Here is a 17,088-nt window from a genome sequence, read left to right on the forward strand (position 1 = left end):
TCAGTTGACAACACCAATTGCAAAAGTACTCGGTATGCTTTTAAAGATGATTTATACCGTCACCCAAAACTACGGACTTGCCATCATATTTTTTACGATTATCGTAAAGCTGGCAATGTTACCGCTTACCCTATCTCAAAATAAATCAATGATGGAGATGAACAAAATCCAACCATTGATTCAGGATATTCAAAAGAAATATCCGAAGGATAAACAAAAGCAGGCAGAACTCACAACACAGCTTTACAAAGAGCACGGTGTCAATCCGATGATGGGTTGCTTACCGTTGCTTGTACAAATGCCTATTTTATTTGCTTTATTTCGTGCATTGCGTAATCCCGTAGAATACGTATTCGGCTCTGAAACATTATTTCAAGTTGCCGATACCAGTTTCTTGTGGCTCAAGAATTTGAGCAGTCCCGACATTATTACCATCGGCGGTTTTGCGTTTCCTTTCATTTTTCCGATTGTTGCCGCAGCAGCAACTTTTATTGACACCAAGATGACAATGTTAAAAAATGACAAGAAAAAGGAAAAACAAAAAGACGGAAAACAAAATCAACCGGAAAATCCGGGAGAAAGCATGCAAAAAACAATGTTATATATGATGCCATTGATGATTTTTTGGTGGGGACGTTCTTTCCCTGCAGGTCTTTCTATCTACTGGGCAGTATCAACACTGTTTTCTATCGCACAACGCAAAATTGTAGAGCGTATCAGTCTGTCAAAAGAAAAGGGTACTCAAGCTATCGAAAGGAGAAAATAAGTATGAGAACAATTGACGTACTTGCAAAAACGAAAGAAGAAGCAATTGCGAAAGCAATGGCGGAATTGAATGTTCCGATGGAACGCCTCGAAGTTGAAGTAATCGAAGAAGCAACCAAAGGCTTTTTGGGATTGATAGGAAAAAAAGAATGCCATATCCGTGTGACGGAGTTAGATGATACTCGTGCAGAAGAATTTGCAACAGAATTTTTGAACGGACTGTTCGAAGTGACTAATACCGATTGTTCCTTTACTTGCGAAAAAGATGAAGATGGCATTTTGCATATCAATGTGGAAGGAGAAGAATCTTCCCTATTCATCGGTCGTCGCGGTGACACATTGGACGCATTGCAAATGTTGACTACTTTGGTGGTAAACAGACAATTGGAAGACTACCAAAAAATTATGATTGACATTGAAGATTATCGTGAAAAGAGAGAAGAATCGCTCACAAACTATGTAAAGAAAATGGCTCGACAAGTTGCAAAATACAAACGCAGTGTAAAATTGGATCCGATGAATCCTTACGATAGAAGAATCGCACATTCCGTATTGCAAGGCGATCCGTATGTAACGACCTACAGTGAAGGAAAAGACCCTTATCGCAGAGTTGTTATCTCACTGAAGAAAGAAAAAAGAGTTCCTCAAATTGCCGAAGATCCGGAAGAATAAAAACAACATCCAAGGTTATTGTCCGCTAAAGGGCAATAACCTTTTTTATACTTATTCGGTCACAAATTTTTGAAGTTGTTATTGTTTCGTACAATATCATTCCAAAAAACACCTCTCTGTCGAATCCTTATTCCTATTTTGCAAAAAGAGTATTCTATGGTAAGATGAAAACAAATCTTTTGGAACATATTTTTAGACATGATAAAAAGGAGAATCCATGAAGTATTATCAGATTTACACATTTGATATCATCGGTACAATCACAGCAATTGCAACAGAAGACTACATTACACATCTTTCTTTCGCAGATCGTTCCTCTTTCTTCCATCCTTCTTCCGAGAAATTGGAACAAAGAGAAACCGCTCTGTTGAAACAACTGAACCGGCAACTTTGGGAATATGTCCGCAAAGAAAGAACCGTCTTTACCGTTCCGTTTTCTGCAAAAGGCACTCCGTTTCAAGAAAAAGTATGGCATCAGCTTTGCCAAATTCCATACGGATGCACCGAAACATACAAAGAAATTGCCGTTGCTATCGGAAATCAGCAAGCATCTCGCGCAGTCGGAATGGCGAACAATAAGAATCCCATCAGCATCCTGATTCCATGTCACAGAGTCATCGGCAGCAATGGAAGTCCTGTAGGATATGCCGGAGGATTGGATAAAAAAATACAATTATTATATTTGGAAGGGAATAACTATGTTTATAGATGATACAATCGCAGCAATTGCTACCGCAACAGGCGAAGGCGGAATCGGAATCATCCGAATCAGCGGTATGCACTCCTTGGAAATTGCAAAAAAAGTCTTTCGCTCTATCTCAAACAAACAGCCGGAAGAGTATCCGCGCACACTGTGTTACGGTCACATTGTCAAAGACAACACCGTTCTTGATGAAGTGCTGACAGTCTATATGCCGGCTCCTCACACCTACACCAAAGAAGACATTGTTGAAATTCAATGTCACGGCGGAATGATTGCAACCAAAATGATTTTGGAATGGGTACTGGAAAACGGCGCAAGAATGGCGGAACACGGGGAATTTACCAAAAGAGCCTTCTTAAACGGTAGAATTGACTTGTCACAGGCAGAAGCAATCAAAGACATCATTTCCGCACAGACGGCAAAAAGCTTTCTTGTTGCCCAAAACCAGTTGCAAGGCAGCATTTCCAACAAAATAAAATCCATTCGAAACAAAGTGACGGAAGATGTTGCAAAAATTACCGTTGCTGTTGATTTTCCGGAAGAAGATACCCCGGAAGTCACCTATGAAGAATTAAAAGAGAGTATGCTTCTTTGCCAAACGGAAATGAAACAACTTCTTGAAACCTTTGAAACAGGACGATTGCTGAAAGAAGGGCTGAAAACCGCCATCATCGGAAAACCGAATGTCGGCAAATCTTCCCTTCTGAATGAAATTTTGCAAGAACAGCGTGCCATTGTGACCGATATCGAAGGAACCACACGCGATGTCATTGAAGAAATGATTACCATTGACGGCGTCCCTCTTCGCATCATCGACACTGCCGGTATCCGCGATACAGAAGACATTGTAGAACAAATCGGCGTAAGTCGTTCCAAAGAAATCATGCAACAAGCTGATTTAGTTCTTGTGCTTCTCGATTTAAGTCGTCCTCTCACGGAAGAAGACCATATTATTTTAGAACAGAGCAAAGAGAAAAAAAGAATTCTTCTGCTTAACAAAACAGATTTGCCTTCCGTTTGGAATCCGAACGAAGAGCCGTCCATTGCAGGAGAGATGGTCATTCAGACCTCCATGTCACAAAAAATCGGAATCGAGACCTTGAAAGAACAAATCAAAGAACTGGTATTTCAAGGACAAGTCATTATCTCAAACGATGGAATGTTAAACAATGTCCGTCACAAAAACTCATTAATTCATGCCATCAAGAGCAGTGAAGATGCCCTCGACTCCATCGAACAGGCACTTCCTCTTGATATCTTGGAAACAGATTTCAAAAACTGTTGGACCTATCTTGGAGAAATCACAGGAGAAACCGTATCAGAAGAGTTGTTGGACACCATCTTCAAAAACTTCTGTATCGGAAAATAAAACCATACTATAAATGAAGGAGATTATCTATGAAAGAAATGTTTGAAATTCTGACAGACTCCACCTTTGACCTTATGCCGAAACAAGTTGATGAATTGAATATATCCGTTGTTCCGATGAGCTTTCAAATGGAAGGTGTCAACTACCTGCATTACCATGATTTTCGACAAATGTCATTAGATGAATTCTATACCAAATTGAAGAAGAACAACTCAGTCAGCACAAGTCAAACAACCCCACATCAATTCTATGAACAATTCCTTCCTTTTGCAAAAGAAGGAAAAAATTTCTTATATATCAGCTTTTCAAGTGGATTGAGTGGAACTTATGATTCGTCCATCCTTGCATTGGATCAACTTCGCACGGAATTTCCGAATGTAACAATGCACGCAGTAGATTCTCTCAGTGCATCCGGTGGGGAAGGACTTGTCGTTTACCTTGCTTGCAAAATGAGAAAGAACGGAGCAACCTTGGAAGAAACAAAACGATGGGTAGAACAAAAAGCATCCAAACACATCGTTCACTGGGTCAGTATCGACAATCTGACACAGTTGTCACGGGGAGGTCGAATCAATCCCGTTCTTGCTTCTGTCGGCAATCTTCTCCATGTCAAACCTCTCCTCTGTGTAACAGAAAAAGGAACCTTGGATTTGAAAGAAAAATGCAGAGGTAACAAAGCCAAATACAAAAATGCTGTCGACACCCTCACTCAAAAATGGCTTCCTAACGAACATAGTGAAATCATTATCTTTCATGCGAATGCGAAAGAAGACGCATTGAAACTCAAAACACTTTTGGAAGAACAAGAGATTGTAAAACAGTACCAACCACATATCATGCTCTCCCAAATAGGACCGGTCATTGCATCACACACCGGACAAGGTGCTGTATGTATGGCATTCTACGGAACCGAAAGATAGGATACGACATAGGATAGCAATTCCAATCATTTGCATCAAAGTGATTGGAATTGCTGTTTTTATAAAAAACAACACTCTTACAAGCGTCCACTCCATCTTCTCCCATTTCTATCCTCTGTTCCAGTTTCATTTTTGAAATATTCATCGTATCCGGACATATCAGAAGAGTCATTCCAACGCAAAATTGATATATTTTTTATTCTGTGCTATGATGAACAATATGGTAAGAGATTATCAATCAAAAGTTCTGTAGTAAGAGGTAATCTCCTCTTACAAAAGAGCCTTTCTACATAGAACAAGCGGAATGGAGGTTTTACTATCAGCGCGCAAAAAAAATTGTTTTTACGATATGTCATTCCATCTATTGCAGCGATGTGGGTTTTTTCAATCTACACCATGGTAGACGGGTTTTTCGTTGCAAAATTTGTCGGAGAACAAACTCTCTCCGCTATCAATGTCGTTCTTCCGTTCATCAACGGAATTTTTTCAATCGCGATTTTATTTTCTACCGGAACAGCTACTTTGGTGGGAATTTCACTTGGAGAAAACAATCACAAAAAAGCAAACGCACTCTTTACGTTCACCACGGTTGTAGAATTACTGTTCTCCATCTTGTTATATGTTGTATGTCGATTGAATATCATACACCTTGCAAGTTTCTTAGGTGCCACACCGTCTATTGTCAGTGATGTTACCACCTATCTGAAAATCATTCTGTTATTTAACAGCTTCTTTATTATTTCTTACAATTTGGAAGTGCTTGTGAAAACTGACGGATTCCCTGCACTTGCAACAATCGGAGTGTTGCTGAGTGCATTCACCAACATCTTCTTGGACTATCTTTTTGTCGGAGTATTTCACTGGGGCATTTCAGGAGCTGCTTGGGCAACCGGTATCGCTCAAGTATTTTCCACAGCGTTATTTATGACTCACTTTCTTTCAAAACGCTCTGTGTTAAAATTTCGTAGCTTTGAATGGGATTTTAAGATTTATGCCAAAATTTTATTTATCGGATTCGGAAGCTTTATCTCGGAAATTTCTACCGGTGTCATCATTTTCTTATATAACAATCATATTGTAAAAGTGATTGGAGAAACAGGCTTGATTTCATACACCGTACTCTCGTATATCAATCTGTTTGTCAGTATGTCCATGATTGGTCTCACACAGGGAATGCAACCGCTCGTAAGTTATTACTACGGCAAAAAAGATCCGGACTCCTACCATAAATTTCTCAAATTTTCTTTCATCGGAATTTTAGGATTATCCGCGACCTTCTATGTCATCACTCTATTATTCCGTCAACAGCTGACCGGCATCTTCATTCGTGCGGAGCATGCAGAGTTGTTCGCATATACACAAAGAGCGCTGTTCTACTTTGCACCGTCCTTCTTATTGATTGGATTTAATTTATTGATTTCCGGATATTTTGCATCCATCGGATACGCAAAACACTCCCTTATCATTGCCATTGCAAGAGGGTTCCTCTTTATTTGGATAGCACTTTCGGTAGCAACCTATTTACAAAAAGATACCTTGTTGTGGTTATCTTCGTTCTTCTCAGAACTCATCACACTACTGGTATCCATCTTACTGATACTATCCATCATGAAAAAGAAAAACCTCTCTTCTATAAACGAAGAGCAGACATCTTAACATTTTGAAAGAAATGCTCTGTTTCACCTTCTCATCATGAAAGTAAGTGAAATAGAGTAGTGGAGTAAACCATGAATCGTAACTTAACATGATAACAAAGGTCAGGTAAGTATCCGTACTCAGAGTATAGCGGACCATAAAATAAGTGAAACAAATCATAGTATCACATATTTTCATACTATAAAAAATAGCATTAGGATGATTCCTAATGCTATTTCTATCTAAACTTCATTTCTATCAAATTTATGTTCTATCCATTAAGCTCTTTTTGTTTTCAAAACCGCTTTACAGATTCCTACCGTAATAACTACCGACAGAATTGCTTCGGGGATTCCGTTATGAATCGCAACTCCCGTAAACAATGTTGCCACAGCTGATGTGCTCATATCAAGTTTTTCAGCCAATTTCCCGCTATATAACAAATATCCCAAGCCCAATACTCCGACCGTATTTGTCAATGTTCCCAAGAATGCCGCAACAGACATTGCAACAGAATCATTTTTCACACGAGTTGAAATCGCACGGTACACAAAGTATGTGACCAAACCGATTAACATTCTCGGCAAAATGGAAATCAACGGATTCCAAAAAATAAATGATGTCGGCAAAGGTACCAGAAACGCTCTTACCATAGATACGATTCCGAACAACAATCCTACCATCATCCCAATCATAGGTCCTTCCAAAATCGCTCCGACAATAACAGGAATGTGCATTGTGGTAACCGAAATTGCACCTACTGTGATAAAACCTAATGGCGTAAAGCCCAATACTGCTGAAATTGCCCCAAGCATCCCGACTACTGTCAGTTGGCGAGTGGACATTCCTTTTTTTGATACTTCTTGCATCGTTTTTTCTCCTTTCGTTCCAGTTCTTAACCAAGATACCGGACTATTCAGTTTTTTATTACCGAAAAGTATTATACGCCTCTCTTGTTGAAAAATCAATCCTTTCTATCTCAAAATGTTATATTTCTATTTCAAAAATCAATCCTCTCTCTCATTAATTTGATAATTCACTCCAAAACGTTGTCCACCCTCAACCTTCTTTAAAAAACATTAAACCACTACACACATTGTTTTTCCAATATATATAGCGGTTTTTATCAACACTTTTTGTCCTATAGGTCTCTTAATCACTTCCGTGTTGAGCAGATAGCGTTCATTATACTGATATCTATTAAAACTCACATTGCTACTCCAATCTCTATCAGCAATACTTCTAATCCTGTCATCCTCTATCTTCATTCATTACAGGATATGTCATTTATCTACTATCCGGTAGGTTTTCATATTAAACCCTACTGTATCATACAGTTTGCACTATACAAAAAGAAAAAGCGGAAAGAAATCTCTCCGCTTTTTCTGCTTCTATTTTATTTAATATCTTGTTATTTTTGTTTTTTTGCTGCTACATCTGCCAAATAATATTTACCTGGTGTATTGAAATATTCTTTGGCAAGTTCTCTTACTTTTGGTGCCAATGCGATTACTGCAATCATGTTAGGGATAATAATCAATGCCAAGAATACGTCAGTGATGTCGAACAATGTTCCCAAGTCAGGATAAAGTCCTCCTACGATTGCTACAATATACACAAATTTCCAATATTTAGCAAATTTTGTTCCGAATAAGAATTCTGCTTGTTTTTCTCCATAGAATGTAATTACGATGATAGTTGATAATACGAATAAAATAACACAAATTGTTACAAGAGCATCTCCAGCAGAGCCGTATACTGCTCTAAATGCCATAGAAGGCATTCCTCCTGCATTAGCAGGTTCAACAGCTGTCCAAGCTCCGGATACCAATACGGTCAATGCTGTTACAGTACATACAATCAATGTATCCACAACTACTTCAAAGATAGCCCATAACCCTTGTCTTACAGGGTGATCTACTGTTGCGGTAGAGTGGGCGATAGGTGCAGTACCCATACCTGCTTCATTGGAGTATACTCCACGAGCAGCTCCCCAACGAAGAGCCAATTTAACAGTAGTCCCGGCAAATGCTCCTGTTGCTGCATGTCCGGTAAATGCTCCCGCAAAAATATTTCCTAATACCACAGGAATATTTGCAATATTAAGTGCTATAATTCCTAATGCCGCTACGATATAGATACCCGCCATCAAAGGCACCAATTTATCTGTAACACTTGCAATACGTTTAAATCCACCAACAACTACAAGTAACACTACTATAACCAATGCTGCAATGATTCCGATTTTAAAATTTTGTAATTGAGCAGGATTTTCTTGAATTGATTGTGGTAACAGTGTTACTACATTTTGAACGATAGACGCTCCTTGTGTTGAAATAGATGGAGCAATTTCTATCATAAGTAAAAATGCAAACCAATAACCGAAGAATTTACCGATTCCTCCCAAACCTAATTCTCCAAGCCCCTTCGCACAATAGTAAAAAGGTCCTCCGGAATGTTCTCCTTTTTCATTTGTTTCACGGTAATGAACCCCTAGAACGATTTCCACAAACTTTGTAGCACAACCTAAGATTGCAAGAATCCACATCCAAAAAACTGCTCCCGGACCACCATATGCAATCGCAACAGGTACTCCGATAATGTTAGATGCACCGATACTTGATGCAAGTGCCGCAACCGCAGCTGAGAATGGTGATACTGCGTTTGGATCATCCGTTTTCGGTTTAGAGAACATCTTACCGAATGTTTGAGAACAAACATAAGGGAATCTTGTGAGTTGCAATGCTTTCAATTGCAATGTACACCAAATTCCACCACCACCGATTAAGATTAGTATTGGGGGACCCCAAAACCAACCTGCAAATGATACCATAATTTTCATAATAGATTCCATAATGCCCTCCTTAACGTTTCTATAACTTGAATACCAAAATAGAAGCGACCATTTCCCTACAGTATGTAAGAAAGAGACATATCCTTGTAACGGACACACCTCAAGCATTTTAATCACTTAGACTAAAATGCCGATGGTTTTTTAAGATATTAATTCTTGCTCTAAGTATAACAATATTCTAAGAAGTAAGCAATCTATTTTTTATAAAATTTGTTTTTTATTTTCTGAATTTTCTTATCACAACTTTTTATTTTGAATACATCATTCTCTTTATTCTGTTTTTTTGATACAATTTTTGATTTTCTTCAAAACAGCACCGTGCATCCATTTATTTCAAACAAAATTATTTTGCATTCTTCTTAATTCATTTTGTTTGAAATGAATATGATAATAAACGATACAAACAAACACTATGACTATACAAATCATCTTAAACAACCTATCTTAAACATAGGGCAACAGATATCGTTCGAATCAATTTCAACAAAGAAAAGGATACTCTTCTCCCGAGATGATCTGTTTTGATTCTTCTTTATCATAAACTGAATACCACAATCCGTTCCATTTGCCTTCTATAATAATTTAATATCGTTATGCATCATTCCACGACTCCAATCTCTGTATTCAACTTACTTTCATCTCTCTATTCACTTTCTTTTATAAAAATCATGTGAAATAGAAGCGTTTCAAATTCAAATTTATGACAGCTCGAGTTCCTTTTCGGATAAGAGCCCCCTGAAATTTGATTTAAAACAAATTCATAGTATAATAAATGTAGTGATATGTTTTATAAACATAACCAAACCAAAGAAAGGAAGATGAACGATGAAGAAGTTCAGCATGATGAAAAAATGCATCAGTATCTGTTTGTTGAGTATTTTTGTTTTAGCCGGAGTTGTAGGATGTGGTAGTTCAAATTCAACGAATGACGATGTAGCATGGAAACCCGTTGTCTTAGATGACGAATTGTTAAAATACTATGTCGAGTATAATGAGTTCGGTAAATTTGATAAGAAGGCGGCAATCTACGCTCTGTATTCCTTTACCATAGAAAAGGCTTGGGATTATTCTGAAGAAGAGGATGGACATATCGTTATCAAGGATATCGATGAGAACAATGCGATTGCCAAAGTTTATTATCGGGATGATTCCGTCGACGAAGTTAAAATCACCAAAGACATGGATAAGGGCGGTGTTTGGATTCCGTTGGAATATCGCGAAATACAACCGGCTCAGTTAGAGGAAAAAACCGTGATTCTCAGTTATCACGACGGAAGCTATTACTATGATGAGGCAGAATGGGTAAATGACTTTGATGAAGAAAGAATCAAAGAACTCGAAGAACTCGGAGTGAATGATATGAACTTCGAAAACGGATACTATGTCTATAATGAGAAAGAAGAACAAATTCCTCTTACCGTTGATAAAGATACCAAACTATACCTTCTGAGCCCAACCCTTGAGTATTTTGAAAAAGCGGAAGAAAGTGAATTTCGTAACAGTGTGGAAGAGAATATGTTTTATGGATACCATAATATCTATGTAAAGGACGGAAAGGCATTCAAAATCTTTCAAATCTATGTTCCTTAAACCCTAATTTTTTTCAATTTGATACAGATACCTCAATCCCGTGCAGACAACCAAGACATAATTTTTAAATTTCTGAAGAGTTTGCTTGTGAACAACATCATTTTGTGATACAATGTTTTAGCTTACAATTTTTTGTATCTCATATAGAGATACATTTCTACCGAAATTGTTGCATCTTTCTGCTCGCAAGAGCCGTTAAAGTCCAAAGGGAGGTGACTGAAAGTGAGAAATTACGAACTGATTTATATTTTGAAACCAAATTTAGAAGAAGACGTAAAAGAAGCTGTATTAGCAAAAGTACAAGCTATCGTTGAAGAAGGAAAAGCTGAAATCGAAAAAGTCGATGTATGGGGAAACCGTAAATTAGCTTATGAAATCCAAGATTTCACAGATGGATACTATGTGTTGATTAACTTCAAAGCAGGTGTTGATGTACCGAAAGAAATCGACAGAAATCTTAAAATCAGCGATGCTGTTATCCGTCATATGATTGTAAATATCGAAGACTAATCATTCAAACAGAGAGGAAGGTTTTATATGAATATTGCAGTACTGATAGGAAGACTTACTAGGGATCCGGAGCTTAGATACATTCCATCTACAGGAAAAGCTGTAGCAAATTTTGCAATCGCCGTAGACCGACCGTATACTTCAAAATCCGGAGAACGAATGACAGATTTCTTTAATATCGTTGTTTGGGGAAAACAAGCTGAAAATTGTGCCAATTATCTTGCTAAAGGTAGATTAGTGGGAATCAAAGGTACCATTGAAAACAGAAGTTATGAGAACCAAAACGGAGAAAAACGATATATTACCGAAATCATTGCTGAAAATGTTCAATTCCTTGAATGGGGAGAACGCAATCAAAATAACAGCAGAACAACAGGTGTCCAATCTAATTATCAAGACTATCAGGGAGGAGCTGCTCCGGTGTTTGAACCATCCGGATATGGCGACACCCCGCAATCCGCTCCGAATTCTTATGAACCGAAAGGATTGGATGCGGAAGGATATCGTGAGTTAGAGGACGATGACGTACCATTCTAAAAGAAGGAGGAAAAATATAATGGCATTCCAAAAAGGAAACGTTAGAAAAAGAAAAAAAGTAGATCCGTTTGCCGGAGATAAAATCAATACCATTGATTACAAAGACGTTGCTCTTTTGAAAAAATATATCTCTGAAAGAGGAAAAATTCTTCCAAGAAGAGTAACGGGAACTTCTGCAAAAGCACAAAGAAAATTGACATTAGCAATTAAACGTGCCAGAAACATCGCTTTGCTACCATATACAGTAGACTAAAGATGATAAAAGAACTTGCCTTTGAGTAAGTTCTTTTTTTATCTATCTTTTGATTTACCGAATACCTTTTCATTTTTATACAATCAACAAATATTCGCTTATCTTTGTAAACATATTGCATAATAAGACAAAAAAATGTAGTATATAACGTAACACATCCTACTGAAACCAAAGACAACGGATACTCGATTGATTCATTTTTTCAAACACTTCAAATATACATGATAGAATAGGGCATGTCATTTGCAAATTGCTCTATGAGAGGGTTCAATAGCAACAAAAATATCACGACAACAAAAGGAGGTTGTTTCTCTTGCAAAAAAAATTATATCTATCCCAAACTGACAAAAAAATCTTCGGAGTATGTGGTGGAATTGCCGAATATTTCGACATAGACAGTACCATTATTCGAATCATCTGGGTAATATTGGCATTTTGTTACGGTATCGGAGTTTTCCCATATATTATTATGGCACTGATAATACCGAAAGACAATCAAAGATGCAACAGATAACCGCTTTATCAAACAACAATCCAACGATATCGTTCTTCTGTCAGTATACGATTTTAGACGGCACGAAACTTCTCACAATAGGAAGAACCGCTCCTGCTACAACAGGAACATGATGATCAGCATTGTTGTCGCAAAAGTTATTATCTAACCGTTCGACCGATGACTGTCTTTTCAAATTTTTGATAAATAATCCAAAAAGGAGAGAATATTATGTACCAAACCATTGGAGAAGAAATCATGAACTCCGAAGAAATTGCAAAAAAAATAACCGACAACACACCGTTTCATCTCAAAACAGACCTTACCAAAGCAACAGGCAGAGAAGATGCCATCGGTCTTCGTCTTTCCTGCAAAGTAACTGATATTCCAAGTTGTGAGCAGCTATCTGTTCCGAATGAAGAGCAACTGAACCTTGCCATGGAACAATTGGACGAATTCAGCCATAGCGAAATGAAAAAAATATTCTTCAACCGCTATGCCTTTATGACCTTTGCGTACGGTTATGACGAAGTGAAAAACGAAATTTTATTTACCTTCGTATTGATGAATCGAGAAAAAGAAAAACATAAAATCAAAGACGTCACCAATCGCTTATTGCGTGTATAACAGTGAAACACAAAAACCATCTTATGACAGACGGTTTTTTTCTTGCAGATTGTTTCAAAAAAAGTCGTACCCATAAAATACTATTTTAAAATATAAAAATCGTGTGCGATTAGAAATAAAGAGAATACAATCATATGAAACGCAGATTTTTATGATAACTTAAATCAGACATTAGTATAAATTGCAGGTTATCAATTTTTTCAAATTAAAAGGCTACCGATTTTTTATAACCGATAGCCTCTTAATGTTTTAGTTCTTTTTCCATAATCTCAGACTCTTTCATCTCTATTTGATATAAAATCAAACCCCTTATATTTTGAAGTTTTTGATTGCCATTCCATGATAAAATCTGCTTCATCAGTATTTTTCCGGTGACACAAGAAACCTTTTTCAAATAGTGAAACCTCGGCAAATCTTATAGCTTACACAAAATCTCAACATCAATCGGTTCTTCAAGGTCAGACAATCTCATATTCAGTTGTCTTAAGTGATACGATTATACTTCAGGTGGAATCAACCTCCTACAAATTGCATTTCGACTTCGAAACAACTCCTTACCTCTATGTCAATACCGTCAAAGAAAAAACTTCACTTACAAAACAAATCTTTCTTATAACAGTAGGGATATTAATAAGTTGTTCAAAATCACTTACCTTCCTGGTGGAATCATCTCCCTCATCTCCTTGCTAATATAAAAACAAGTTTCTGTTACCATCTTCTATCTTAATTCCTAGGAAAATAGAAAAGAGTAAGATAATCTTTGTGAATTATCTTATTATTATTATACCATAATTTATCACTTTGTAAACACATTTTGCAAAATTTCTGAAAATATTTTTAGTTTTGCGGTATAAATTATCTGAAAATATTGTCTTTTCCTTAAAGCATCATCTCAATGACCTTTTTGATATCCTTCGGTTGTACACTCGGCGCAAACCTTTTGACCACATTTCCTTCTCTATCAATCAAAAATTTTGTAAAATTCCATTTAATTGCCTTCCCCAACAGTCCGCCCTTTTCATTCTTCAAAAAAGTGTACAGCGGCTCTTCATTTTCCCCGTTCACTTCTATCTTTGACATCATCGGGAATGTCACTCCGTAGTTCAGCTGACAAAAGCTCTTGATTTCATCATTTGTTCCGGGATCCTGTGCCGCAAATTGATTGCAAGGAAATCCGATAATTTCCAACCCTTTCATATGACATTGACGATATAACTCTTCCAACGCTCCGAACTGTGGCGTAAAACCGCATTTGCTCGCTGTATTTACAATCAAAATAATCTTACCTCTACATCGCTGCATATCAAATATATTTCCGTTTGAATCCTTTACCTTAAAATCATAAATTGACATCATAATACCTTTCTTACCGTATCGGTACATACTATTTCACAAAATATCCGGTTCAACAACTTTCATCAACCGTTTTCCTTCTCTTGTGTATGTGTACCCCAAAATAGATTGTATCAATCTGTTCCGTTACAAAACAAATATTATTTTTGAAAAATATTTGCATTTTATTCGGAATGATATCAAAAATATCATTTCTTATTATTCGTAGTATATCGTATTTTAGTATGAAATAGTACTCAAAAATGCAAATATTTTTCTGTTTCCTCTATACAGAATCCAAAAAATTGAGTATCATATAAATGCGTTTTTATTTTTATATTATTTTTTATAGGAGGAGTTTATGGAAAACTTTTTTGAAAAATCCTTTCATCTAAAGGAACATAACACCAACACAAAAACAGAGTTGGTTGCCGGTTTTACCACCTTTATGACAATGGCATATATTTTGGCAATCAATCCGAGCATCTTATCAGAAGCCGGAATGGATGCAGGTGCAGTATTTACCGCAACCGCGATTGCTTCTTTTGTCGGAACGGCAATCATGGCATTTTACGCAAACTATCCTTTCGCACTTGCACCCGGAATGGGACTCAACGCATTCTTTGCCTATTCCGTTGTTTTGGGAAAGGGACATAGTTGGCAATTTGCTTTAACAGCCGTATTTATCGAAGGACTTATTTTCATTTTATTAACTTTCACGAATGTTCGTGAAGCGATTGTAAACGGAATCCCAAAAACCGTAAAACAAGCCATCTCTGTCGGAATCGGTCTGTTTATCGCATTTATCGGATTAAGAGGTGCCAATATTGTTGTTCCCGGAGAGGGAATTCCGTTGGACTTAGGAGATATCACTTCTCCTGAAGCGATTGTTTGTTTCGTCGGACTTACCGTTACTGCCGTACTTCTTGTGAAACAAGTTCGCGGTGCGATTTTACTCGGTATCCTTATCAGTACCGTTGTAGGTATTTTCTTCGGAGTAACTCAATTACCGGCAGGAGCGCCCATTTCAGCACCGCCTTCTATCAAACCGGTGTTTATGCAATTGGAATGGACCAATATTCTATCTGCAGATATGGTAATTATTATGATTACTTTTCTCTTTGTCGATATGTTTGACACAATCGGAACATTGGTCGGTGTTTCCACCAAAGCGGGATTGGTAGACGAAAACGGAAACCTTCCTCATGTAAAAAAAGCCTTGTTTGCCGATGCAATCGGTACCACATTCGGCGCTTTGCTCGGTACCTCTACCGTAACAACTTATGTAGAGAGTGCATCCGGAGTTGCAGAAGGCGGAAGAACAGGACTTACTGCATTGACAACAGGCGTACTGTTCTTAGTTGCATTGTTGCTGTCTCCGATTTTCTTAATGATTCCGTCAGCTGCAACAGCACCGGCGCTTATCACAGTCGGACTTTTTATGATGAGTCCAATCAAAGAGATTGATTTAGATGACTTTACAGAAGCAGTTCCTGCATTCCTAACCATCTTGTTGATGCCGCTTGCTTATTCCATCGCACAAGGAATCGTATTCGGAATCATTTCATACGCATTACTGAAACTGTTGACAGGTCGCTACAAAGAAGCATCCCCAATCCTATACATCCTTGCATTTTTATTCATCCTGAAAATTGCATTCCATGTATAGATCATCAAATTTGACCGTTTCAAAAACTTCTTTCTATAAAAGGAAGAAGTTTTTTATTACAAATATTCTTTACTACCGATATTTTTTATGACAAACGAAGTATCAATGCTATCACTTATCCGTTTCAATCACAATACAACAGATAGTTTCCATATCAAAAATACCGCTTTTTCAAACGACATATATCAAAAATCATAGCTTCCGTTACCCTTCTTTGATTTCAGTAAACGGATTCAATTGCATATTATGGAATTAAATGTTATAATTTATGACGGACAAAGCATAAGAAAAGAGGATGAACGATGATTCAAAGCTTACAACGATCAATGGAACTCTTGGAAACAATGGCAGTACCCGACAAGAGCTTTTCCGTTTCAGAGCTTTCTGAACGACTCAATCTGCCGCCCAGCACAATTCATCGAATTCTGAAAACCTTTTGTGCCATGCAATATGTCACAAAAGACAACGTTGCACACCTTTACAAACTCGGTCCCGCACTTATCCTGCTCGGTAAGGCCGCAACACAGAACATTCGTATGAACGATGCTGCCAAACCGATTTTGAAGACCTTATCGGAACAAACACAGGAAGATGCTTTTTTAATTATTCGAGTGGGGTACAAAGGCGTTGTCTATGACAAAGTCGAAGGACCCAACAATCTGAAAGTGGTAGAGCGGTTCGGTTCCGAAGTAGACCTTCATTGGGGTGCTTTACGCAAAGTTCTGTTAGCATACCAAACAGAAGAGTTTATCCGAGAATATATCGAACACGGACTCACTCCGTCACCGTCATACGAATTCGATAAAAACACACTTTACGAAGAACTTCAACAGATTCGAGAAGACGGCTATGCAGCTTCAAAAGGCAACTATATTGCAAACGGATACGGAGTCGGTGCTCCCGTCTTTGATTATCAAGGACAGGTTGTCGCATCTATCGGAATTATTGCTCCTTCTTCCAAAATGAAAAAAGAAGTCATTAACCAAATGAAGAAAGCTGTATTGGATGCATCAAAAAATCTATCTCGTCAACTCGGATATATAAAGTAATCTCTCGGGTAGAACAAGCAATATCCGAAAATTTCCGCAAAATAGGGAAGAATCAAAATAGAAACAGTTTATGTGTTTTCATTTCGATATAAATATGGTATACTGATATC

Annotated in this window: 18 protein-coding genes; 14 read left to right on the forward strand and 4 right to left on the reverse strand. The window is 37.5% G+C overall.

Annotated elements, in window-relative coordinates; genetic code table 11:
• The first annotated feature begins 4 nt into the window (after window positions 1-4).
• The 6 genes from HMPREF0389_RS08395 (at window position 5) to HMPREF0389_RS08420 (ending at window position 6,085) form a co-directional block, all read left to right on the forward strand.
• The gene (locus HMPREF0389_RS08395; RefSeq protein WP_242821715.1) at window positions 5-766 is read left to right on the forward strand and encodes a YidC/Oxa1 family membrane protein insertase; all 762 of its coding nucleotides are present in this window, start codon (window positions 5-7) and stop codon (window positions 764-766) included.
• 2 nt (window positions 767-768) lie between these two features.
• Window positions 769-1,437 carry an RNA-binding cell elongation regulator Jag/EloR gene (gene jag, locus HMPREF0389_RS08400; protein WP_014263196.1) on the forward strand — a complete coding sequence of 223 codons (669 nt, stop codon included), beginning with the start codon at window positions 769-771 and terminating at the stop codon, window positions 1,435-1,437.
• Window positions 1,438-1,654: 217 nt separating this feature from the next.
• Window positions 1,655-2,149 carry a methylated-DNA--[protein]-cysteine S-methyltransferase gene (locus tag HMPREF0389_RS08405; RefSeq protein ID WP_014263197.1) on the forward strand — a complete coding sequence of 165 codons (495 nt, stop codon included), beginning with the start codon at window positions 1,655-1,657 and terminating at the stop codon, window positions 2,147-2,149.
• Window positions 2,136-3,509, forward strand: coding sequence for a tRNA uridine-5-carboxymethylaminomethyl(34) synthesis GTPase MnmE (mnmE, locus tag HMPREF0389_RS08410; protein ID WP_014263198.1), 1,374 nt, complete (start codon window positions 2,136-2,138; stop codon window positions 3,507-3,509). Before HMPREF0389_RS08405 ends, mnmE begins: the two co-directional genes overlap by 14 nt.
• Before the next feature lie 29 nt (window positions 3,510-3,538).
• The gene (locus HMPREF0389_RS08415) at window positions 3,539-4,429 is read left to right on the forward strand and encodes a DegV family protein (RefSeq protein WP_014263199.1); all 891 of its coding nucleotides are present in this window, start codon (window positions 3,539-3,541) and stop codon (window positions 4,427-4,429) included.
• Between the two features lie 336 nt (window positions 4,430-4,765).
• Window positions 4,766-6,085: an MATE family efflux transporter gene (locus tag HMPREF0389_RS08420; RefSeq protein ID WP_014263200.1), complete on the forward strand. Its 1,320-nt coding sequence runs from the start codon at window positions 4,766-4,768 to the stop codon at window positions 6,083-6,085.
• Between the two features lie 257 nt (window positions 6,086-6,342).
• Here HMPREF0389_RS08420 and HMPREF0389_RS08425 read toward each other — a convergent pair whose 3' ends face one another.
• The 3 genes from HMPREF0389_RS08425 to HMPREF0389_RS08430 form a co-directional block, all read right to left on the reverse strand.
• Window positions 6,343-6,933: an ECF transporter S component gene (locus tag HMPREF0389_RS08425; RefSeq protein ID WP_014263201.1), complete on the reverse strand. Its 591-nt coding sequence runs from the start codon at window positions 6,931-6,933 to the stop codon at window positions 6,343-6,345.
• 210 nt (window positions 6,934-7,143) lie between these two features.
• Complete coding sequence (locus tag HMPREF0389_RS09245) at window positions 7,144-7,275, reverse strand: hypothetical protein (protein ID WP_278214556.1); 132 nt, start codon at window positions 7,273-7,275, stop codon at window positions 7,144-7,146.
• A gap of 200 nt (window positions 7,276-7,475) precedes the next feature.
• Window positions 7,476-8,918 (reverse strand): alanine/glycine:cation symporter family protein, encoded by a 1,443-nt coding sequence (locus HMPREF0389_RS08430; RefSeq protein WP_014263202.1) that lies wholly within the window; start codon window positions 8,916-8,918, stop codon window positions 7,476-7,478.
• A gap of 825 nt (window positions 8,919-9,743) precedes the next feature.
• Here HMPREF0389_RS08430 and HMPREF0389_RS08435 point away from each other — a divergent pair.
• From HMPREF0389_RS08435 to HMPREF0389_RS08460, 6 genes are all read left to right on the forward strand, one after another.
• Window positions 9,744-10,508, forward strand: coding sequence for a hypothetical protein (locus tag HMPREF0389_RS08435; RefSeq protein ID WP_041250876.1), 765 nt, complete (start codon window positions 9,744-9,746; stop codon window positions 10,506-10,508).
• Window positions 10,509-10,730: 222 nt separating this feature from the next.
• Window positions 10,731-11,018, forward strand: a complete 288-nt coding sequence (gene rpsF, locus HMPREF0389_RS08440; protein ID WP_014263204.1) for a 30S ribosomal protein S6 — start codon at window positions 10,731-10,733, stop codon at window positions 11,016-11,018.
• A gap of 27 nt (window positions 11,019-11,045) precedes the next feature.
• Window positions 11,046-11,555: a single-stranded DNA-binding protein gene (locus HMPREF0389_RS08445; protein WP_014263205.1), complete on the forward strand. Its 510-nt coding sequence runs from the start codon at window positions 11,046-11,048 to the stop codon at window positions 11,553-11,555.
• Between the two features lie 19 nt (window positions 11,556-11,574).
• On the forward strand, window positions 11,575-11,808 hold the full coding sequence (gene rpsR, locus HMPREF0389_RS08450; protein ID WP_014263206.1) for a 30S ribosomal protein S18: 234 nt from the start codon (window positions 11,575-11,577) through the stop codon (window positions 11,806-11,808).
• A gap of 313 nt (window positions 11,809-12,121) precedes the next feature.
• Complete coding sequence (locus HMPREF0389_RS08455; protein WP_014263207.1) at window positions 12,122-12,322, forward strand: PspC domain-containing protein; 201 nt, start codon at window positions 12,122-12,124, stop codon at window positions 12,320-12,322.
• Between the two features lie 210 nt (window positions 12,323-12,532).
• On the forward strand, window positions 12,533-12,928 hold the full coding sequence (locus HMPREF0389_RS08460; RefSeq protein ID WP_014263208.1) for a hypothetical protein: 396 nt from the start codon (window positions 12,533-12,535) through the stop codon (window positions 12,926-12,928).
• Between the two features lie 879 nt (window positions 12,929-13,807).
• On the opposite strand, the gene HMPREF0389_RS08465 is transcribed toward HMPREF0389_RS08460, so the two are convergent.
• Window positions 13,808-14,281: a glutathione peroxidase gene (locus tag HMPREF0389_RS08465; RefSeq protein WP_041250877.1), complete on the reverse strand. Its 474-nt coding sequence runs from the start codon at window positions 14,279-14,281 to the stop codon at window positions 13,808-13,810.
• A gap of 340 nt (window positions 14,282-14,621) precedes the next feature.
• Here HMPREF0389_RS08465 and HMPREF0389_RS08470 point away from each other — a divergent pair, with 340 nt between their 5' ends.
• Together HMPREF0389_RS08470 and HMPREF0389_RS08475 are read left to right on the forward strand one after the other, a co-directional pair.
• Window positions 14,622-15,929 carry an NCS2 family permease gene (locus tag HMPREF0389_RS08470; protein WP_014263210.1) on the forward strand — a complete coding sequence of 436 codons (1,308 nt, stop codon included), beginning with the start codon at window positions 14,622-14,624 and terminating at the stop codon, window positions 15,927-15,929.
• A 302-nt stretch (window positions 15,930-16,231) separates the two neighbouring features.
• Complete coding sequence (locus HMPREF0389_RS08475; protein WP_014263211.1) at window positions 16,232-16,978, forward strand: IclR family transcriptional regulator; 747 nt, start codon at window positions 16,232-16,234, stop codon at window positions 16,976-16,978.
• Window positions 16,979-17,088: the final 110 nt, after the last annotated feature.

The organism is Filifactor alocis ATCC 35896 (assembly GCF_000163895.2).
GTDB classification, from domain to species: Bacteria; Bacillota; Clostridia; order Peptostreptococcales; family Filifactoraceae; genus Filifactor; species Filifactor alocis.